This is a genomic window from Streptomyces sp. NPDC002520, assembly GCF_053595235.1.
This window is the reverse complement of record NZ_JBSFXG010000062.1, coordinates 15,979-35,867: the sequence shown is the minus strand read 5'-3', so window position 1 is coordinate 35,867 and position 19,889 is coordinate 15,979. Positions and strand designations below refer to the sequence as shown.

Annotated in this window: 13 protein-coding genes; 7 read left to right on the top strand and 6 right to left on the bottom strand. The window is 69.6% G+C overall.

What is annotated here, in order from left to right; all coding sequences use genetic code 11:
* Window positions 1-176 precede the first annotated feature (176 nt).
* The 3 genes from ACWD5D_RS42800 (at window position 177) to ACWD5D_RS42790 (ending at window position 4,820) form a co-directional block, all read left to right on the top strand.
* Entirely contained in the window at window positions 177-806 is a 630-nt protein-coding gene (locus tag ACWD5D_RS42800) for a hypothetical protein (RefSeq protein ID WP_451378177.1), read from the top strand.
* 391 nt (window positions 807-1,197) lie between these two features.
* Window positions 1,198-3,075, top strand: a complete 1,878-nt coding sequence (locus tag ACWD5D_RS42795; RefSeq protein ID WP_451378176.1) for an ATP-dependent nuclease — start codon at window positions 1,198-1,200, stop codon at window positions 3,073-3,075.
* The gene (locus tag ACWD5D_RS42790) at window positions 3,072-4,820 is read left to right on the top strand and encodes a UvrD-helicase domain-containing protein (RefSeq protein ID WP_451378175.1); all 1,749 of its coding nucleotides are present in this window, start codon (window positions 3,072-3,074) and stop codon (window positions 4,818-4,820) included. Before ACWD5D_RS42795 ends, ACWD5D_RS42790 begins: the two co-directional genes overlap by 4 nt.
* 387 nt (window positions 4,821-5,207) lie before the next feature.
* Here ACWD5D_RS42790 and ACWD5D_RS42785 read toward each other — a convergent pair whose 3' ends face one another.
* Entirely contained in the window at window positions 5,208-6,380 is a 1,173-nt protein-coding gene (locus tag ACWD5D_RS42785; protein ID WP_451378174.1) for a hypothetical protein, read from the bottom strand.
* Window positions 6,381-6,749: 369 nt separating this feature from the next.
* Here ACWD5D_RS42785 and ACWD5D_RS42780 point away from each other — a divergent pair, with 369 nt between their 5' ends.
* Together ACWD5D_RS42780 and ACWD5D_RS42775 are read left to right on the top strand one after the other, a co-directional pair.
* A complete protein-coding gene (locus ACWD5D_RS42780; protein WP_451378173.1) occupies window positions 6,750-7,859 on the top strand; it encodes an ImmA/IrrE family metallo-endopeptidase in 1,110 nt (369 codons plus the stop codon).
* A gap of 4 nt (window positions 7,860-7,863) precedes the next feature.
* Complete coding sequence (locus tag ACWD5D_RS42775) at window positions 7,864-9,090, top strand: hypothetical protein (RefSeq protein ID WP_451378172.1); 1,227 nt, start codon at window positions 7,864-7,866, stop codon at window positions 9,088-9,090.
* On the opposite strand, the gene ACWD5D_RS42770 is transcribed toward ACWD5D_RS42775, so the two are convergent.
* A complete protein-coding gene (locus tag ACWD5D_RS42770; RefSeq protein WP_451378171.1) occupies window positions 9,075-9,689 on the bottom strand; it encodes a hypothetical protein in 615 nt (204 codons plus the stop codon). The genes ACWD5D_RS42775 and ACWD5D_RS42770 overlap by 16 nt on opposite strands.
* A 51-nt stretch (window positions 9,690-9,740) precedes the next feature.
* On the bottom strand, window positions 9,741-10,070 hold the full coding sequence (locus ACWD5D_RS42765) for a hypothetical protein (RefSeq protein WP_451378170.1): 330 nt from the start codon (window positions 10,068-10,070) through the stop codon (window positions 9,741-9,743).
* Between the two features lie 922 nt (window positions 10,071-10,992).
* Between ACWD5D_RS42765 and ACWD5D_RS42760 the strand changes: the two genes are divergently transcribed.
* Window positions 10,993-12,972 (top strand): hypothetical protein, encoded by a 1,980-nt coding sequence (locus ACWD5D_RS42760; protein ID WP_451378169.1) that lies wholly within the window; start codon window positions 10,993-10,995, stop codon window positions 12,970-12,972.
* A 132-nt stretch (window positions 12,973-13,104) separates the two neighbouring features.
* On the opposite strand, the gene ACWD5D_RS42755 is transcribed toward ACWD5D_RS42760, so the two are convergent.
* The 3 genes from ACWD5D_RS42755 to ACWD5D_RS42745 are packed head-to-tail and all read right to left on the bottom strand — an operon-like array spanning window position 13,105 to window position 18,064.
* A complete protein-coding gene (locus ACWD5D_RS42755; protein WP_451378168.1) occupies window positions 13,105-14,205 on the bottom strand; it encodes a patatin-like phospholipase family protein in 1,101 nt (366 codons plus the stop codon).
* Entirely contained in the window at window positions 14,202-16,754 is a 2,553-nt protein-coding gene (locus ACWD5D_RS42750) for a ThiF family adenylyltransferase (protein WP_451378167.1), read from the bottom strand. Before ACWD5D_RS42750 ends, ACWD5D_RS42755 begins: the two co-directional genes overlap by 4 nt.
* Window positions 16,751-18,064 carry a hypothetical protein gene (locus ACWD5D_RS42745; protein ID WP_451378166.1) on the bottom strand — a complete coding sequence of 438 codons (1,314 nt, stop codon included), beginning with the start codon at window positions 18,062-18,064 and terminating at the stop codon, window positions 16,751-16,753. Before ACWD5D_RS42745 ends, ACWD5D_RS42750 begins: the two co-directional genes overlap by 4 nt.
* A gap of 102 nt (window positions 18,065-18,166) precedes the next feature.
* Here ACWD5D_RS42745 and ACWD5D_RS42740 point away from each other — a divergent pair, with 102 nt between their 5' ends.
* Window positions 18,167-19,486 (top strand): IS630 family transposase, encoded by a 1,320-nt coding sequence (locus ACWD5D_RS42740; RefSeq protein WP_451378178.1) that lies wholly within the window; start codon window positions 18,167-18,169, stop codon window positions 19,484-19,486.
* Window positions 19,487-19,889 lie beyond the last annotated feature (403 nt).

The following is a 19,889-nucleotide window of genomic DNA, read 5'->3' as shown; positions in this document are numbered from 1 at the left end:
TCATTCGTGCTGGCCACCTGGGCACTACTCCTTCTCCGCCCTCGACTCAACGAATCATCCAGTATGCCTGACTCGACCTACTTTGACAGAGAGGGGTGGTGCTGCGGGCCGTCTCCTGGGGGCCTTCCTACGATGGTGGCACCTGGTGGTCCTGGTGGACGGATACGGCAGCCGGTGTGCGCGCCGGCATCGCCGAGCCGACCATGCTGATGATCCACGGAGGGCTGGCCTTCCACCAGGAAGTCTACGCCGAGCCCGACTTCTGGCCGGTGCAGGCCGATGACCCCGATCTGCCGGAGCACCCGCAGTTCCGTGCCCTGCTGTTCACATGGATGGCGATCTCCTGCGGACTGCTGGTGTACCGCGACTCCGTGGACTCCAGCCAGGACATCTCGGGGCATCTGCGCCGCATGAGTGTGGAGTCCAGGGTGGTGCACCGTGTGATCCCGGCCAGCAGCGGCGACCGGCCGGGGCTGGCGCAGATCCTGCGCCGCCAGCTTCAGCTGGACGGAACGGTCACCGAGGAGCGGCCCTACCCGGGGCACCTGCCCGCGCAGTTGGCGCCGTGGCACGTCTATGTGCCGGATCTCGGACACCGCCTGATCGTGGAGATCCCTTCCCTTGAGCCCGGGCAGACCGCGGTTCCCACGCTCGGCGCCAGCCGTAGGGTCGGCAACCTCGCGTTCGCGCCGGTCAGGACGGTGCTGCGCCAGGGCTGGCAGTTCCACAACGGCTATGTGCAGTCCCCGCTGCACTACGATCCAGAACTCGGGCTCCTCACCGATCCCGACGATGACGAGTTCTGACCGCATGAGACAACCCACGGCACCCGTGACCGCTGTCTCGGGCAGCTCCCGGGCCGGTCCTTTCCCCACAGACCAGCCCCGGCCTGCCGGAGGCGAGGGGGGTCTTGCCGACGGGCATCACCAGGCACGGCGCTGTTGCGGATCGGCTTCGGGGACGACTGCCTGCAGCGCCTGGTGATGTACGTGGCGTTCCTCCTGGATGCCCGGTTCGCCTCACGTGGAGCCGGGCCCGGCCCCACGGCAGCAGGCACTCCTGTGGCGCGGGCCGTCATCTGCGCTGACCGCTTTGCTTTACGACGCGTTCTGAACGCTGCGCCAGACACTGCCCACTATTATCCGATGATCGCTATTACTCAGAGTGATGTGCCGGGGATGGGGGTGGGCGGTGTACGTGGCCGAGGTGCTGGTGGAGCGGTTCCGTTCGTGCGAGCGGGTACAGATTCCGCTGCGGCCGGAAGTGACGGTGTTGGTCGGCGAGAACAACGCGGGCAAGTCGTCCGTGATCGACGCGCTCCGGCTGCTCACGGACCCCCTGGATGGGCGGCGCGTGCGGTATTTCGAGGAGTCCGATGTCCTCACCACCGCGGCCGCGCAGGGCGGCCCCAGCCTGCAGCTGGACGTGGCCGGCATCGGCCCGCGGGAAAGCGGCGCGTATCTGGAGGCGCTGTTGCCCCAAGGGGCTCCTGACAGCCGTACCGCCCGATGGCAGGTGTCCTGGACGCCGCCGCAAACGGGCGGGCGGCGTGGAAGCACCGTCTGGGCGCAGGGCGCGGGCCTTCCGGTCACGGGGGACCCTCCGGCGCGGGGCGGTGTGCGGCATGTCTATCTGCCGGCGCTGCGCGATGCCGAGCGGGAGCTGGCCTCGGCGGGCGGGGATCGGGTGCGGATGATCCTTCGCGGGCTGCTGGGCGATGACGAGCAGGTCGATGCCTTCGTGGAACGGATCGGCACCGAGCTGAAGAAGGTGGCTGCGGACCCAGACGTGGTCAAGGTCAGCGAGAAGATCAACGAGCCGCTGCGGGATCTGACGGTCGGCGCGCATCCCCAGGCGAGTGAACTGGCCCTGGCCGAACCGACGTTCGCGTCGATCGCCCGGTCGCTGCGCATGCTGCTGGGTGATGTCTCCGCCGAGCCGTTCCCGTTGTCGGCCTCGGGGCTGGGTTACGCCAACACCCTGTTCATCGCCACGGTGATGGCCGAGCTGGACGCGGCGGCGGAGGCGGATCTGACCGTGCTGCTGGTGGAGGAGCCCGAGGCGCACCTGCATCCGCAGCTGCAGACCCTGCTGCTGCGTTACCTGCAGCGGCGGGCGCGCGCCTCGCGCCGGCAGCCGTCGGAGGATCCGGCTGAGCCGGCCGGGCATCTGCAGGTGGTGGTCACCACCCACTCCCCCATCCTGTCGGCCGCGGCGAGCGTTCAGGACCTGGTGGTCATGGCGCGCTGCCCGGGTGAGTTGTCGGACGGCTGGCAGGCGCGGCCTTTGCCCATTCCCCGGCTGCAGTTGAGCCCAGACCGGGTGCGGCATCTGGACCGCTATCTCGATGCCACGAAGAGTGCTCTGCTGTTCGCGTCGCGGGCGATCCTCGTGGAGGGTATTTCCGAGCTTCTGCTGCTGCCGGCTCTGGCCGAGCGGGTCCTCGCCGCAGACGAGGGCGCCGATGTATCGGCAAAGCGGGAGGCGTTCGAGGCGGTGGAACGGTTCTTCGGCACCACCCGGGTGATCGTCGACGGGGTGGGGTTCGAGGTCTATCTGCGGGTGCTTTTGGCGCCCGTTGACGGCATCTGTCTGGGCCGGCGGGTTGCCTTGATCACCGACACGGACGTGGCGCCCGGTCAGCCGGAACCGCCCCGGCTTCAGTCGCTGCGGAAGCTGCCGCGCGGCTGGCATTCTCCTGGCGAGCTGCACCTGGCCGCGGCGCCGAGGACGCTGGAGCCGGCCCTGTGGTCGCAGAACAACATCACCGCCTTGCGGGCGGCGTTCCTGCGCTGCGCGCCGCACTCGCAGGACCGCTGGGAGCAGGTCGTTGAGGCAACGGATCCCGCCCTGGCGTTCGGGGAGCTGTTCGTCCCGAAGACCAGCCGGACCGTCACCGGCACGGACGGAGAAACCCTGAAGGGCACCGAGATCTCCAAGGGCCGGTTCGCACAGGAACTCGCCGACGTGCTGGCCGACCGGGTGGTGCCGTTCACGGTGCCTGACTACCTGGCGGGTGCCATCCGTTTCATCACCGCCCAGGACACGAGCACGCCTGCAGTGGGCGCGCCATGACGACGCCTGAGCAGACGGATCCGGTGCGGGCCGACGCCGAAAAGCAGCAGCAGGCCGCCATGGCCGTGGCCGCGCCTGCCTACGTGGCTGCCTGCCCGGGTGCGGGCAAGACGCATGTGATCACCAACCGGCATCTGCAGTCGCCCCGGCGACGGCTGCGGAAGGGGCGGGCGCTGATCTCGTTCACGCGGGTGGCGCGGGATCAGATGGCCCGGCGCTGCCGCTCGGCGGGCCGCGCCGATCTGGTGCAGGCACCGCACTTCATCGGCACGCTCGACTCGTTCCTGTGGGAGTTCCTGGTCAAGCCGCGGCGGGCGGCCCAGCCGACGCCCCGTCTGCTGGAATCCTGGGCAAGCATCAAGGCCCCGATGCAGGGCACGGACCGGGAGATCAACCTGCACCGCTTCCCCATGACGATAGATCCCTCCTACCGCGAAGCGCGCGAGACTGTTGCCTGGGACAAGCTCGACTATGACACCCGCCAGCTCATCAAGGACACCTCCTACAGCCGCGCGCAGTGGGAGAAGAAGATCTTCGAAACCCGCAAGGCGTGGTGTGACGAAGGCTATTTGACCGGGCACGAGGCGCGGGTCTTGGCCCTGTGGAACCTGCGCCACGCCAAGACCGCGGCCGCTCTGCTGCCCCCGCTGCTCTCCCGGTTCGCGGAAGTCGTCGTCGACGAGGCACAGGACTGCTCCGCCGCCGACCTGGCGATCTTTCAGCTGCTGCACGACGCCGGCCTGCCGCTGGTTCTCGTCGGCGACCCGGACCAGGCCATCTACGCCTGGCGCGGCGCCGAACCCCGGGCTCTCCAGTCCTTCGCCGCTCAGCTCTCCCCCGCCCCGCACCGTCTGACCGGCAACTGGCGCAGCTCCCCCGTCATCTGCCGGCTCGCGTCCACCCTACGCACGGGGCAACGCCCGCCGGACACCTCCGTGGTGCGCGACGACGACATCCCCGTCCTCGTGCTGCCCACCCGGTTCGTCGACTCCGGCAGCCGACACCTGCACGCCCCGACCGGTGCCGGCATCGTCGACGCCTTCCGCACGCTGGCCGAGGAGTACGCCGTCCCGTCCAAGGACTGCCTGGTGACCGCCTACAAGTACGCCACCTTGCCGGGCATCACCCGGGAGAAGCCCAACACCAAAGCCATCACCAGCCTGGCCTGGGCCCGCACCGTCACCCACACCCCGAGCGCCAGCGGCGATGACCTCGCCCGGGCCTGCGCGGTCGCCGTGCGCGTCCTGTTCGGCTACTGGTACCCGGGCGAGACCGGCGGCCCCGACCGCATCATGGCCCGCCACCGTCTCTCGGCCGGACAGGTCAACCGCACGGCGTTCGCCTTCCTGCACAGCCTGCCTGCGCCCCACCGGGAATGGGGGCCGCAGGTCTGGCAGGCCATGAAGGCCTGGCCCGCTCTGCCCGGGGCTGCTCCGCAAGGCAGAAAGGGCCGCCCCGCCGGAAAACCCACCGTGTCCCGCCCCCAGGCGGCTACCGGGATCCGCACCAACATCGTCCACCAGCTCAAGGGCGATGAAGCAGACGGTGTCCTGCTGCTACTGCCCGATGCCGGAAGCGTCCAGCGCTGGGCCACCGCAGACCCGGCCACCGACGAGGTCCTGCGTGTCTGGTACGTCGCCGTCACCCGCGCCCGCCGCCTGGCCGCCGTCGCCCTGCCCGACGAGGAGAGCGACCAGCTGGCCCGGCTGCTGGCCGAGCGGCAGGTACCGTTCCGCGTCGCATGACCCTTCGTGTTGTCTGTCCCGCAACCGGCCGGGGGCAGACAGCACGATCCTCGCGGCAGCCTGCTGCTCGGCGTGCCCGCGCTGTCGGCATTCTGCGGCAGCCCGCAACAACAGCACCGGTTGCGCTGAACTGGCGTCAAGGTTGAAGGAGTTCACCGATCTGGACCGGCAGACTGCCCACGCATGGTTCCCGTTGCGGAAGGAAGCCCGCAGGTGGCAGCAGACCGTGAAGGCTCTGCTGAGTGAGCTGCCCGGATCGGCATGACCGAGAACAGGGCTCCCACACCCGGCGGGAAGGCTGCCGGCGTCCAGCGGGCCTTGGGCAGCGTCCGTTGGACGCCTGGGCGTCGGGCACCCCTACCGGTTACGGGCAGGCTTGGGTGTGTGTCACGCCGGGCTCAGCAGCACCTCTTCCAGGTCTTGCCAGCTTGGCGGCGGCTCGGCTGCAGAACGCACGACGGTCAGCAGACGTCCGTCGAGGCAGGCGTCGAAGCGGCCTTCGGCCCGTGCGAGGCGCTCTCGGACGCCGGCCTGGGGTGGGGGCTGTTCGGCCAGGACGGCCAGCAGCACCTCGTGCTGGGCAGGTCCCAGCGCGTCGGCGGGTACCCAGGTGCCGCGGACGGGATTGCCGACGAATTCCGCATCGAGTTCGGGGGCGGTGTCGTACAGCCGCTGCACCAAGCGGCCGGTCTGTGAGAGCGGGTCGGCCGTGGGTTGTGTGCGGGCAGCGACGGGCACCGGCATCGCGGTCCGCAGTGCGTCCGTGGCGGACGGCGGGGTGAGCGGCGGTTCAGACTCATCGGTCGGCATCTGCCCGAGGGGGCCCTTTGGTGGTCTGCGCCGTCGCTCGTGCACGGGAAAGCGCCACTGGTGGCCTTCGCTCTGCCGCTTCCAGCGGACGTCGAGTGCACCGTCCCAGCGTTTGTCCTGGGGGAGGAAGATGTCCACGGCGACGCCGGAGTGGCCGATCCAGACCCAGCTCATGAAGTAGGCGTGGTCCTGGTGGGCGGCGGACCAGCGGGCCAGGTCCTGCAGCCGGTTCTTCTGCTCGGCAAGGGGCCGTTTCGGCAGGAGTGTCTTGGTGCGGCGGTGTCGGCCGCGGGCCTCTCCCGCAACCCGGCCGCCGGGCAGGTGGAACAGCAAATCGGGCCGGATCCCGTCGTTCTGATAGTCCGTCAGACTACCGGGCAGTGCGTCGAAGCTGTGCAGCGGATGCGCCGTGTTGTCCCAGGCGAAGAGCGCTTCACCGGCCGCCGTCAGCATGCCCAGGCCTGAGCTTTCGGCGACGAAGCCGCGGATATGCCGCGAGCTCGCCGTGAACGCGCGGTGATCGACCCGAAGTGGGCCGTCGGCCCCGGCGGTATGGAGGTAGCTGGCAAGGAGACGGACCTCGAGTTGCTTGGTCCGGTAGTCGAAGACGCGGTTGTGGTCGCAGGCGAGCGCGTTGATGTGGATGAGCCGGGCCAGCCCGACCGGCAACTCGCCCTGCCCGACCTCCGTGACGGTCACCACCGCCTCCTGCACCTGGAACTGCCACACCCGGGCTCGTACCGTGTTCACTTGCGCATTCCTCTTCTCGCTTGCGTCGCACCACGCGCCGTTCCCGGACGTGATGTGGTGCGCAACTCCCCCGCACCGTCGGGGCCTTCACATCATGCCGTCGGTCCGGGGCCGTCCGGCGCGTGTCGGCAAGCCGCTGCAGGGCGGACCACGCCGTCACTGACCGGCCCGGACCCCGGCCGGTCCCGCTGAGTCCTGCCGTGACCGGATCACCGGGGGACGGCGGGGGCGGCCGCGCGGTTTCCGGTCTGCTGCACGGCCCTTTCAGCAGAGGGCTGTTGGCTGTGACGGAGCCCACCAGGAAGCCGAATCAGCCCCGGAATATTTCGTGTTAATGTTTTGAGGTCTGATCTGAGGTGGTGGGGTGTGATGGCGTCCGGTGACCTGCAGGCGCATCCCGGCATGCTCGCACTCGCGCGCGAGTCGCGGGGCATGACGCAGGTCGACGTGGCCGCGGCCATGACCAAGGCCGCTCCTGCCGGGGCCGCGGTCGTGTCCCAGGGGTATGTCAGCCGCGCGGAGTCGGGACGCCTTGTGGTCGCCGACGATCGTCTTCAGCTGTATGCCGCCGCCCTGGGTTACCCGGTAGACCTGCTGTGCCTGGATCCCCGGGTGAGCGGGGTGGGGGTGGGACTGATCCATCACCGCAAGAGAGCCTCTCTGTCGTCCTCTGCGCTGCGCCGCATCCACGCTCAACTCGCCCTGGTACGGGTGCAGGTGACGGGTCTCGCGCAGGCCGCCGCGGCAGCGGGCGTGCCGCACCGCTTCTCCCGCGTGCTACTGGATGACTTCACGACGGCCAAGGATGCGGCCCGCCAGGTGCGCCGCGCCTGGGGCCTGCCCAGGGGCCCGGTGGCGGATGTGATCGCCGCGATCGAGGAGGCCGGCGGCCTGGTCGTGATGCGCAGTCTCGGCAGTGAGCTGCTGGATGCGGTCAGTCAGTGGGACGACCTCCAGGTCCCGCTGGTCCTGGTCAACGACCATGCGCCGGGCGATCGTTGCCGCTTCAGTGTCGCGCACGAGCTGGGCCATCTGGTGATGCATCCCGCGCCCGGCACGTCGAGCGAGCAGGAAAAGCAGGCCGACGCGTTCGCCGCGGAGTTCCTGATGCCCGCGGCCGATATCCGGCAGGCGTTCGCCGACGGTGTGGACTTGGCGCGGCTGGCGGAGCTCAAGCGCGTCTGGCGGGTGTCGATGAGCGCGTTGCTGCGGCGCGCGCTCACCCTGAACGCCATCACCGAATGGCAGTACCGCACGGTGATGGTGGAGATGTCGGCGCTCGGCTACCGCACGGCCGAACCGGTCGAGGTGGAGTTGGAGCGGCCCACGCGTGTGCCGGCGCTGGTGGACACCCTGTTGTCCGACCGGGGCCTGGCGATCGACGAGGCGGCCGCGTGCGCCCGCCTGCTGCCCGAGGACTTCAAGCGCCTGTATGTGGCAGGCGACCGCTCGTTATCCCCTGAGCCGTTTCGAAGGTGAGGCCATGATCGACCCGTCTGCTCCGCTGCCGCGTCCGCGCTCCGATCTCACGGAACCTCCTGACGCGCCGCAGGCCCTGTCCGGTGCGCTGGGTGTTCTGCAGGGGCGCATGCTGCTGCAGGTGTCTCCAGCCCGTGTCGGTTATCTGCTCGGACAGCTTGATGCGGGCCGCAGCGGGCTGGTGCTGTGCGGGACGAACGCGCTGCGGAAGGCGAAGAGGCTGCGCGAGCAGGAGCAGTTCAGCGGGCCGCTGCTGGTCGATCCGGCCGTGTACGAGGTGCGGGCGGCCAGCGAGGAGGAGCCGTTCCCGCCCGCGTCGGAGGACACCTTCGCCTTCGACGATCCGCTTGAGGTGTCGCTGGCGGAGCAGCGGGCGGTCGGTGTTACCGCCCCGGTGACCCCGACCGGCTACATTCGCGCCGAGGACTCCGATGCCCTCAAGGCGGCGGTGCGGCGGGTGGCCGACCTGGACGATGCGCAGGTGGTCTTCGCGGCGCCGGTCGACGTGGGCTGGCTGCGGGAAGAGGACGCGGTGCGGCAGCTGATCGCCTGTTTGCGGCTGGTGAAGGGGCCCAAGGCGATCATGCTGGGCGGGCAGATGGACCCTCTCGCGCGTCATGCACGGGCCGTCGACCACCTGCGGCGGGTGATCGAGGAAGTGCCGGGAGCGGCGTTGCTGCGCACCGATCTGGCGGCCTTCGGCGCGCTGGCTGCGGGGGCGACGTTCACGGCGTTCGGTGCCGGCAGTCGGCTGCGGCACTTCGTGGCCCCTGGCGAGAAGGCCAAGACCAGCAAGGGCTTTTCGACGTCGCCGCACGTGCTGTTCGCCGAGCTGATGGATTTCTTCCTCGGCAAGACCCTGGCCGACCGCTTCGCCGGTGCGGAGGCTCCCGTCTGCGGCTGCGCGGCGTGTGAGGGGGTGTGGGCACTGGATGATTTCGCCAGCAATGCTGGCGAACGGCCGGCACGGGCCACCGCGCACAATGTGGCCGTGCTGATGGAGTGGCTGCGCACGCTGACTGCGATCACTCCCGGGCTGGCGCGCCAGCAGTGGTGGCACGAGCGCTGCCGCGCGGCGGTGGAGCGGTATCCGCTGGTGAACGCGCAACTGCGGCAGCCGGACGCCTTCAAGGTGCCCCAGCAGCTCAAGCGGTGGGCGCTGGCCGCCCCGGCCTCGGTGACGGACGGAGCGACCGGGCAGGCGGAGGCCGACCATCAGCGCAGGAGCTGATACAGCTCCTCGACGAAGCACCAGGCGGCGGCGGTGTGCCGCTGCGGCCGGTACTCCTGCGGCGCGAGCAGCATCTCCACACCGTGCTCGGCGGCGAGGAACACGCCGATGCCGTAGAAGTCGGCCTCGGCCAGCAGCTCTTCCAGGTGTGCGGGGCGGCGGGTGAGCAGCATGGCGCGGCGGCAGAACGGCGCGAACCGGCCCGCGTCCCGCAGTCCCTGGCGCCATCCGGCGGCGCGCACCACGGCCAGGTCCACGCGCACCGGCCGGACCGCGCGCCGGGTCACCGTCGTGCGGTCACGGTCCGCGGCGCCCGCTGGCAGGGCGCGTACGGCCCGCCGCCGGCCGGCCTCGAGGGCAGCGAGGGGGACGGGGATGCCCACCGGCAGCGTCAGGAGGGTTTCCAGCGCCGCCATCCGATCCAGCCGTCCTGCGGCGGCGTCCTGGCGCCGGGCGTGCTCGGCGGCGTCCAGCCGGTGGAAGAACAGGGCCTCAATGCCCTGCAGGGAGGCGGCCTTGGTCTGGGTGCCCGCCTCCAGCAGGGCGGCCGAAGCCGTCCGCACGGAACGGCTGATCACGGAGTTCGCCAAGGTCACCATGGCCTCCACCCTGCCTCACCGGGCTCCGGCCGCACGCGGCGGCCCCACCGACTATCCAACCCGCATGGGTACGGACTGTTCTGCCAAACAGCTCAACAGGCCTTTAAGGCACTGCCAGAGCGTCTCGTTGTCGCTGCGCCGGTACCAGCGGCGCCGCTCCCCCGGCGTCCTCGGTAGCCGCTCGGCCAGCCCGGCCTCCACCAGGGCCCGGATCGGCGCCTGGTAGACACTCGCCGGTGCGTTGCGGGCGGCGGCAAGGTCTCCCAGGCACACGCCCCGCTCGCCCGCTGCCGCGAGCGCCCACATCAGCTCTGCCCGGTAGCGGTTGCCGAAGACCCGCACGGACGCCTCACGCAGCCGCTCCACGTCCTGTTGAGACATGATTCATGATTCGCGAATCATTGCTCAAATGTCAACACTGCAGCGGGGGTTCCTTTCGCGGGGGCCGACCCACCGTTGTGGGGGTGGTCGCTGCTCTGTGGCCCTTCTGGATCGGTGCCTGGAAGGAGTTCAGGGGTCCTCGCGCATTGTGCGCCTGGAGGTTGGAGGTGCACGGTGACAGCGGCCATTCCCGTGGGACTGCCGACGATGACCGCGGGAGCGGTAGTGCGGTTGGCGGAGCTGGCGGGGAGTACGACGAATGAGGTGACGGGTGCGCCGGTGACCAGGCGGAGAACCTCCTGTCCCGTGTGGTGGTCCCACACGCGGATGCTGGCGTCGTCCGAGCAGGCGCTGACGAGCAGGTCACGTTCGGCGTCAGAATGGGCAGGGCAGCAAGGGCGGTGACGGGGCCTTGGTGCCCAGTCAGCGGCACATGGTTTTCTGAGCGCGGGGCGAATGGGTCCCACAGCCGGATCACTCATGGCACGCAGCCAGGTCGGGCGATGCACGGGTCCGGACATCGCCCAACTCAGACAGCCCCCGGGGCCCCTGAGCGGTAGCCTGTCGCTGTTGAGCGGGACGGACGAGGACATGCGGGATGGCTCAGAGCGGGCACGCCAGTGGAATGATCTGCGTCCGGCCAGTTCGGGTCGGAATGGTTCTCCAGCCTGACGCCGAGGCCGTCTCCAGCGCGGTGCAGGCCTGCACCTGTGTCTGGGGCGGGGCGTACTTTCCGTGGCTGGCGCCCGACGCCCCGGACACTCTTCACACTGCCGAGGCTCTTGCGGTCGACGTTTTCTACCCAGTGGCGGGCGATTCCGCAGCGTGTGAGGTCGCGGGTCAAGAGGGCTACCGGTGGAAGCCTGATCACGGCACTCCCTTCGGCAGTCACGAACCGCTGGCGGCTCCGGGAGTGTTGGGCGTGGAGTGGCTGCTGGATGACCCCGCACCCCAGCACGCGTTCGTGCTGCCCGAGTGGGACACGGCAGATCCTCTGGGCCCGTTGTTCGAGGTGTGGTTCGGCCATTACGGCGACTATCCTGCCGCGGCCGAACTGCGGTCCCGCTTCGCTCGCGTTGCCGAGAGCCGCACGATCGGGGTCGATGCCCCCGTTCCTGCCTTCGAGGGTCTGGTCACCCCGATCGGCCTGACCTGCCTCGATATGGAGTACGACTCGGACGACTCCACGAGCGTGATCGTCCTGGTGGATGCAGCGGATCCCGCTGATCTCATGCTCTTGTGGACCGCCCGGGCTGCCGGTCACCACGTTCTGCCCTGGCCGGCAACGCATGCCGACCGGGTTCGCGCCGTGGCTGAGCAATGGCTCCGCGCCGCCCTACGCGAGGACGCACTCGGCCGTTCGGTGCGGGGCGACGGTCTCGACCTGGGACCGACGATCAGCGTGATCACCCGGCATCTTCCCATTCCTGAGGATCTCGCCGTCCTGCTGGATGACTTGGGCATCACCGCGCTGCCCGGCAGCTCGGTGAAGCACGCTCTGCCCCGGCGTGGGCGTCATCCGTTCCTGACTGCCTCGGTCAAGGAATTCTCGGTGCCCCTTGCGCCGCAACAGAGGACTCTGGCCGTACCGATGCCGCCGGTGGGGCCGGCCCGCTGGCGGCCGGACCGTCACTACGCCGGAATCGTGGCGGCCCACGTCACCTTCACCGATGTGCGTGACGTTCATCCCGGTTGGACGCCCCTGGTGCCCAACCTGCGTTCGCTGAGCAATCTGCTCGATACACAGCCCGCGAATCATCCGGAACCATTTCACCGGCCCGCCCGCGGCGGCAGGGTCTGCGGTGTCCTGGCCGACAGCGGCACCGACGAGGTGCGCCTGTGCCTGCTGGACAACGCCGACATCCTCAACGGCCTCTTCCGCGGTTCCGGCTGGCAGCCGCGCCAGGAGGTCAACGGGCGCAAGGTGACAGGGCTGATCCGCCGCCTGGGAGGCATCAGCAGCGCGGCCGGATGCGAGCCCGCCGTATGGCAGGTGCTCCACACGGCGTCCAAGAGTGCCGACGGCCTGGTCCACGACCGGCTCGTAGGACTCGCCAACAAGCACCGGGAGCACTGGCCGGGGCCCGTGAGCACGCCGGACGGTCGCGCGAGCTACGCCACGAAGGTGGTCCTGGCCCTGCAGCAGCGTGGCCTTCTGGAGCCGGTCGCCCCGCTTCACTGCCCTGAGTGCAGGGGGTTCACCACAGTGCCCGCGCCTCGGCTGGAAGCGGAAATGACCTGCTCGCACTGCGGGCGCCAGTTTCCGCTCGGCTATCTCCTGGGCTCATCACCACGGCGCTTTGACTGGCATTTCCGACTCGCGGATGGCATCACGCGGAACCTGATGGCCGAGACCCGGCCGGTGATGGCGGCCGCGACTGTTCTTGCCTGTTACCACCAGCAGCTCTTTCCTGCCGGTTTGCTGCCCGCTGTCGGCGGGACGACGATGACGTGCCAGCTCGGCGTCAGCTTCGAGTTCCCGGGTGGGCCGCGTGAGGTGGACCTCGTGGTGGTGCTGGACGACGGGCCGCAGCCGGTGGCGGTGGTCGGCGAGGTCAAGGGTGGGCTGAGTGCCCAGCCGGGCGATCTCATCAACCAGGACGACCTCGCCGTGCTGACCGCCATTCAGACCCGCCTTCGGGAGCAGGGGGTGGAGTGCTACCTCCTGGCCGCCGTGCTCCGCGATCACCTTGAGCCCAGCGAGCGGGACGCTCTGCAGAGACTGTGCGCGCATCCCCCGATCACACTCAATGATCATCAAGGGTTCGTTCATCCCGTCCTGCCGATCGTGTTGACCGGGGCGGACCTCACCCAGCCGCAGTTCTCCGACGGGCACCTCCACTGGTGGTCTCGGCACGGCCTGCCCGGACTGGCCCAAGAGAGCTGCCGTCGCAACCTGTAGCCCGTACCGGCTCACGCACGCCGCGGCGATGGCCCGGGGTCTGAGGGCGTGGTTTCTCACCCTCCCCTCGCCGCGCTGCGGTCGACGGGCTTCCTGGTGTGCGCATCGTAGGAATGCGCTGGCCGCTGTATGTCAGCGCTGGGAAGAGCGCAGGTACATCGGCAGGACAGTGCGCATGAGTTGTTCGCCGCGGGTGGTGATAGCGTCGAAGTGAGTGCGGTTCATGGCACGAAAGTTGGTGGGGTAGGTGGCGACCGCGCTGCGCGGGACGAGGTCGGCGGGCGGTGCGGGCAGGCGGTGGTCCTTCATGCCTAGGTAGGCCAGGGCGAAGCCGTCGATACGTCCGCTGGCGGCCCATTCGTGCAGGCGGGAGCGGGCGGAGTCCTGGGCTTTGCGATGGACGGTGACGAAGGAGCGGCTGAGGCGGCCGGTCATGAAGTGCGGTGTTTGCAAGGGGAGTTCGCCCACGCCGGCGTCGCAGGCGATGATGAAGGGCACGTCGTAGACGTGCTGGGTGTGGTGCGGTGAGCGTCCGGGTTCCAGGACGGACAGGCCGAGGTTGTCGTAGACGCCGCCGTCGGTGAGCAGCACGGTGTGCTGTTCGTGGTGTCCGCCGGGGTGTTGGAAGGTGAAGGTGCGCTCCAGAGCTGGCAGGAAGGCGGGATAGGCGGCGGAGGCAGCCACGGCGGTGGCGACGTGGACGGGCTCGGTGATGGTGCCGTAGCGGGAGCAGCCGCTGCGGGCGCTGCCGAAACGGACGGCGTTGGTGGTGGCCAGGTCGGTGGCGGTCAGGACGACGTCCAGGCCGGGGTGGGTGACGTCGGCCATGGTGGCGGTGGCGAAGGCCTTGCGGGCCAGGACGGCGGCGAGCGCGTCGGTGCGGTTGGCGGGACGGGCGACGCTGACGTCAGTAGTGCGGGTGAACAGTTGGCGGGTGCCGGCACGGGCGGCTGCGGTGAGGTTGCGGATGACGGCAGAGGGCGTAAACGCTTGTCGTGCGATGTCGAGTTGCAGGCCGGAGCGCAGCAGGTCGGTGGTGCGGGCGTCGAAGGCGGCGAAGTGGGGCGGGCCGTAGGCCCATAGGGCGGCGAGCAGGGATCCGCCGGAGATGCCAGAGACGACGCGGATGCGGTCGAGGAGATCGCGGTCGTGCAGGGCGCGCAGGCAGCCGAGGTGGAAGGCGGCCGCGCGGGAGCCTCCGCCGGATAGGGCAAGGCCGAGGGTGCGGGTCATGGGCGAGGATCGTCCGATCGGCGTGGGGCGGGCACGGTGCTGTCGGCGGTGGTGGGGCGGGTGGCGTAGCCGCCGGGCCACCATAGGGCCGAGCGGGGGCGGCCTGCCGGCAGCGTTGGAGCTGGTGGGGTGGTGGTCGCGGTGGTGCGGGTGGCGAGGCGGGCGTAGAGGTCGGGTCCTTCTCCGGTGGCGAGCCATTTGTCCCAGACGGGTTGCGGTCCGCCAGCGATGAGGACGAGGGCGCGGGCGGGGGCGTCGTCCAGGGGCAGGGTCAGCAGTTCCATGGCGGTGCGGTCGGTGGCGCTGGGCTGTGCCGGGGTGTGGGGGTGGGTGTGCCACAGGCCGAGGAAGCGGCTGGTGTTGCCGGTCGCGGTGCGGCGGGCGGCGAGGTGGCGGGTGACGCCTTCCAGGCCGTGCTGGAAGTAGGCCTCGCTCAGCAGAGAGTCAGGGGGCGGGCCGGTGGCCTCGTCGACGTAGATGATGCCGGTGGAGTCGTCGATGGTGCCCAGCAGCATGCCGCCGGTTTCGACGCGGGGGCCGCGGACGCGTGCGCCGCGGCGGGCTTCGGCCCGCATCTCGGCGAGGGCGGCGGGGGCGATGCGGACGTCGTAGTTGGTGGCGTCGTCGGTGACGATCGTGTCGTTGGGCCAGGTCAGCCAGCGCGGTCCGGCGGGCTGGGTATCGGTGGGACCGCTGGGGGCGCGGACAGTGAGCGCGGCCATGGTGTGCTGGTCGTCGGGGGCGTTCAGGGCGTGGAGGATGCCGGTCATGAGCTGTCCGGCCAGGGCGGTGACGTCGGCGGCGGAGCCGGTGAAGGTGGCGTCCGAGCAGCCGGGTTCGGGCTGGAAGAGCTCGGTGCGGGGCTCGGTAGGGAAGAAGTCCTCGACCATGTCGGCCAGGGCCCGGGTGGGATCCGTGCGGGCGGTCAGGGCGGTGCGGCGCAGCACGTCGGTGCCGGCGCCGGTGGCCGTGCGAGGTGAGAGTGCGGCGATGCCGCAGGTGGCCTGGTGGCCGATCATCACGGTGGCCAGGTGCGGCCAGGCGGTCGGGTCGGTGCGGCGGGCGCGTTCGAGGTAGGCCCGCACCACACGGTTGGCGGTGCAGTCCAGGATCAGGTCGAAGGAGTGCACGTCAAGGGCGGAAAAACGGCGGGTGATGTCGGCGACGACGGGCTCGATGCGGGTGGCGTGCGGGTCGATCTCATTGAGGCGGGCGGCTAGGACGTCGGCCTTGGGACAGCCGATGTCGGCGTCGGCGTAGGGCTGGCGGGCGTGGATGCCGGGATGCACGAGTGACTGGTCGACGACGGTGATGCGGGCGGCGCCGGCTCGGGCGCAGATATCGGCGGCGGGCGCGCCGAGTGCCCCGGCGCCCAGGACAAGGATGCGTTTGCCGTGCAGCCAGGCCGCCGGGGTGTGGTGATCGCGGCGGACGGTTACCTCGGGACGGGCCTCGTACAGGCGGAGCCACCGGGTGGTCAGGGCGTCGAGCCATTCCTCGCCGATCTGCATGATCTCGTCGCCGAGTTCGGGCAGTTGGCGGTCGACGTAGGCGGTGACGGCGAGGCGGGTGAGTTTGTCGGCGAAGTCTGGCAGGTGCCAGGCCACCAGGTGGGTCCGGCGGAGGCCATGGCCGCTGGTCCCCCGAGAGGGGGTGCCCAGCAGCAGATGGACCGGGGTGAGGGGATGCGGTGTGCCGTCCGGCCCGGTCTGCTCAGCGGTAGTGCGCAGGCGGCGGTTGTGGTCGGCTGCCAGACCGACCAGGCCGAGGACCATGCGCGCGGTGATGCGGCCGCGGGCGAGTGCGGTGATGAGCGCCCGGGCGGTGTCGGGGTATTCGAAGGTCAGGTGGTCTGCGGTGATCACGGCCGGGGCGAGGAACACCTCGACGGCATCGGGGAGTTGGGCTGCGGCGCGGGCATCGGTGAGGGTGTCGGGCCACGGTTGGCCGAAGGGGAGCCAGCCGACCACGTCACTGCGCTCCTCACTGCTGCGGTGCAGGAGGGCCGCGCCCAGCCATGGCTCGTCGTCCTCGGCAGCGGGCGCGTCGCGGCGGACGACGAGCAGGCCGTCCGCGTAGTCGCCCACCGCGTGGGGTGGGTGCAGGGGCTCGCCGGGCGCATCCAGTTCCCCGGCCGCGGCGGCCCGGAACCAGTCCAGCAGGCGGGTGACAAACCCGTACATGCCGTCGGCCGTGTCCCACTCGGTCGCCGTGGAGCGGTATAGGCACGGGAAATGGGCCCAGACGACGTGCGGGGCCCCGGCGAAGCGGCTGTGCCGGGTGTACACCATCGGGGTCTCGAAGGGGAAGTCCGGCGGGATGTAGAGCGTGACGGGCTCCTCGCTGCGCAGCCGCAGCCCGCCCTCGGCGCGGGGCAAACCGGCGCAGCCCACGCTGATGCGCGCCTCCACGAAGCCCTTAGGGGCTGCGGGTGCCGTGTCCACATGGGCGAGGAAGACCCCGCCGCGAGCTGAGCCGGTGATCTGCCGGAGCTGGTCGAGGGCGAGTTGCTGGCCGGACGTGACGGCCGTAGTGGTGCGGTCGTTCACGCGTCACCGAATCCCAGGGGTGTGGCGGGTGCGGCCTTGTCTCCGCGGGCCTGCTCGACGGCGCTACGCGCGGCGGCGGCCGCCCGCGGGGAGGGAAGGGCGGCGGTGGCGGTGAATGCGGCGGCGGGGAAGCGGGTGGTGCCCAGCGCGGCCAGCATCCGGCGGCCGCCGCCCGCGGCCTTCATCACCAGGGACTTACTCTCCAGCTCGGCGACGTCGACGAGTTCGAACCCGAGGAACGGCTCCAGGGCGAACACCACCGGCCGGGGCTCGTCCTGGGTGGGGTACTCCCCCGTGCACAGCACCGGCAGAACGGTGATCTCCTCGTAGGCGTCACGGGCCAGCAGATGGGGCGGATTGTGTCCTTTCTCGTCCTGGTCCCGGAAGGGCCGCGAACTGGCGATCACTCGCGCGTCCGCACTGGCGTAGGTCTCGAACTGGTCGAGGATGTCCTGCTTCAGCTCCTCCTCGCCGTCCTCGCCCTTGGCGTACATGACCTTCTTGGAGCAGTGGTGTGGGGAGAGCAGCAGGTCCCACTCCACCCGGTCGGTGTTGCCGAAGTACTCGCTGTTGTCGAAGATTTTCTTGATCGTGGGGTAGGCGAGGTCGCCGAACAGGAGCAGCCGGCCCGTGGTGCCGTCGCCGGTGTGCATGCGGATCTGCAGGGCGAGGGAGGTCTCGTTGCGCTCGCCGGCGCAGTCGCCCTTGAACGGGGCGTGGACGAACGCCTCGAACGTCTCCGACAGGTCGTTGCCGTCGATCATCGTGATCGTCTTGCCGGGGAAGGTGAAGTACTCGTCGGGCAGCTCGTTGTACGAGTGCTGGTCGCGGTCGTCGTCGTAGCCGATGATCCGTACCCGGTCGCCGCTGGCGGGCTCCTCACCGTTCTCGATCGCCTCCAGGGTGGCGGCGACACGGCGCTCGACCTCCTCTTGGAAGAGTTGGGCGTCCTGGCACATGGTCTTGTCCTCGGAGATCTCCCGCCACAGCCGGGGCGTTGCCCAGATCTCCCCAATCAGGATGCCGCTGTCCAGCAGGTCACCGAACCCGCAGCAGTGGTCCAGGTCGGCGTGTGTCAGGGCGAACACCGCCAGGTAGGGGGTCTCCCCGTCCAGCCAGTCCGGGCGCGGCAAAGTGTCTGCCAGACGGTCGATGACCGCGGCGACCACCGCCCCCTTCTCGTCGGCGGCCTTCATGTCGCGCAGATCGACCTGGAGGACCAGGTCGCCGCCGAGCACGATCGTGGTGGAGTCGCCCGTGCCGACTGGCCAGAACACCACCCCACGCTCGGGAAGTTCCGTCTCGACCATGCCCTGCCTCTTCACTCGGCTTTGATCAACTAGTGTGATGCGCCAGAAATTCTGAGGGTTAGTAAGTACCCTGTTGTCATGTCGCATTCGGGGCCTTCTGCTGTGGCGATCACGTTGTCCGAGGCTGAGCGCGCCGAGTTGGTGCGCCGGACGAAAATGCCGCACCGGCGGTCGGCTGAGAAGGCCTGCATCATCCTGGCGTGTGCTGATGGCATGTCAAACGCTGGTGTCGCACGGCTCGTTGGTGTCCAGGCCAAAACGGTCGGCAAGTGGCGTCGGGCTTTCGCCGCAGAGCGGATGGCTGGACTTGAGGACGCCGGCTGGATTGGCCGGCCGAAGGCCGACCTGATCCTCGACGATGCTGAGCGCAGACAGCTGCAGCAGTGGGCGCGGCGGGCCAAGACCGCCCAGTTCCTCGCGTTGCGGGCCAAGATCGTGCTGCGCTGCGCGGAGGGCGGGACGAACCAGCAGGCTGCGGCCGACCTCGGCATCGACAGGTCGACCGTGGACCGCTGGCGGGCCCGGTTCATCGCAAAACGCCTCGATGGTCTGCATGACGAGCCGCGCTCGGGCCGGCCGCCTTCGATCCTCCTCGACCAGGTCGAGGAGGTCGTCGTGGCCACCCTGGAGTCGCTCCCGGGCCAGGACACGCACTGGTCACGGGCCTCGATGGCCCAGCGCACCGGCCTGTCGAAGTCGACGATCGGGCGAATCTGGAAGCGGTTCGACCTCAAACCTCACCTGCAGGACTCCTTCAAACTGTCCACCGATCCGCAGTTCGTCGCCAAGGTCGTCGACGTTGTCGGCCTGTACCACCACCCGCCCGAGAAGGCGGTCGTACTCTGCGTGGACGAGAAGAGCCAGATCCAGGCGCTGGACCGGTCCCAGCCAGTGCTGCCGATGATGCCGGGCATGCCCGAACGCCGCACCCACGACTATCTGAGGCACGGCATCACCAGCCTGTTCGCCGCCTTCAACATCGCCGACGGCACCGTCATATCGGCACTGCACCGCCGCCACCGGGCGATCGAGTTCAAGAAGTTCCTGATCCGGATCGACAAGGCCGTGCCCGCCGGACTCGACGTGCACCTCGTCTGTGACAACTACGCCACCCACAACACCGCCGAGATCAGGACGTGGCTCGGCAAACACCCCCGCTTCCACGTCCATTTCACCCCCACTGGCTCCTCTTGGATGAACCAGGTGGAGCGGTGGTTCGGCCTGCTCACCGACAAGCTCATCCGCCGCGGCGTCCACACCTCCGTGAAGGCACTGGAGGACGACATCACTGCGTGGATCAACACCTGGAACGAGAACCCGCGGCCCTTCACCTGGACCAAGACAGCCGACGAGATCCTCAACTCCCTCGCCGACTACCTCACCAAGGTCGGAACCACCGACCAGAAAACAGAGCAGAACTAACCCTCAGAATTTCTGGCGCATCACACTAGCAGGAAAACCGCATAAGTTCTCCCTGTCTTCACATCTACCATGCGCCACTGACAACACAGCCTCATCAGGCATTTCATGCGTCAACAGGGGAGATGTCAGGGGTCCTTGCCCGCCCCGGAGACGGCCGGGCACGCGGCCTCTTCGCGAGCAGGGGCGGGACCGGGCGACCATCACGGGGTGGTGGCCCACGAGCTGTGTCGGCGCTTGCTTTGCGGCCTGACCTGGCATGCCATGCCATGCCATGCCATGCCATGCCATGCACCAAGATCGGCCGCTGCGGGCCGTAGTGGAATCCGGTGGCGCTGCGGGGTGGGTCCTGCTCGACGCCTCATGTGCCCTGGCAGGCTCGGCCCTTTCTCATCGCCCGGCCTGG

What these genes read in the sequence shown, in the direction of transcription:
- ACWD5D_RS42790 (WP_451378175.1), top strand. Translation starts at nt 3,072, where the DNA reads ATGACGACGCCTGAGCAGACGGATCCGGTGCGGGCCGACGCCGAAAAG.
- ACWD5D_RS42780 (WP_451378173.1), top strand. Translation starts at nt 6,750, where the DNA reads ATGGCGTCCGGTGACCTGCAGGCGCATCCCGGCATGCTCGCACTCGCG.
- ACWD5D_RS42775 (WP_451378172.1), top strand. Translation starts at nt 7,864, where the DNA reads ATGATCGACCCGTCTGCTCCGCTGCCGCGTCCGCGCTCCGATCTCACG.
- ACWD5D_RS42770 (WP_451378171.1), bottom strand. Translation starts at nt 9,689, where the DNA reads ATGGTGACCTTGGCGAACTCCGTGATCAGCCGTTCCGTGCGGACGGCT.
- ACWD5D_RS42765 (WP_451378170.1), bottom strand. Translation starts at nt 10,070, where the DNA reads ATGTCTCAACAGGACGTGGAGCGGCTGCGTGAGGCGTCCGTGCGGGTC.
- ACWD5D_RS42755 (WP_451378168.1), bottom strand. Translation starts at nt 14,205, where the DNA reads ATGACCCGCACCCTCGGCCTTGCCCTATCCGGCGGAGGCTCCCGCGCG.
- ACWD5D_RS42745 (WP_451378166.1), bottom strand. Translation starts at nt 18,064, where the DNA reads ATGGTCGAGACGGAACTTCCCGAGCGTGGGGTGGTGTTCTGGCCAGTC.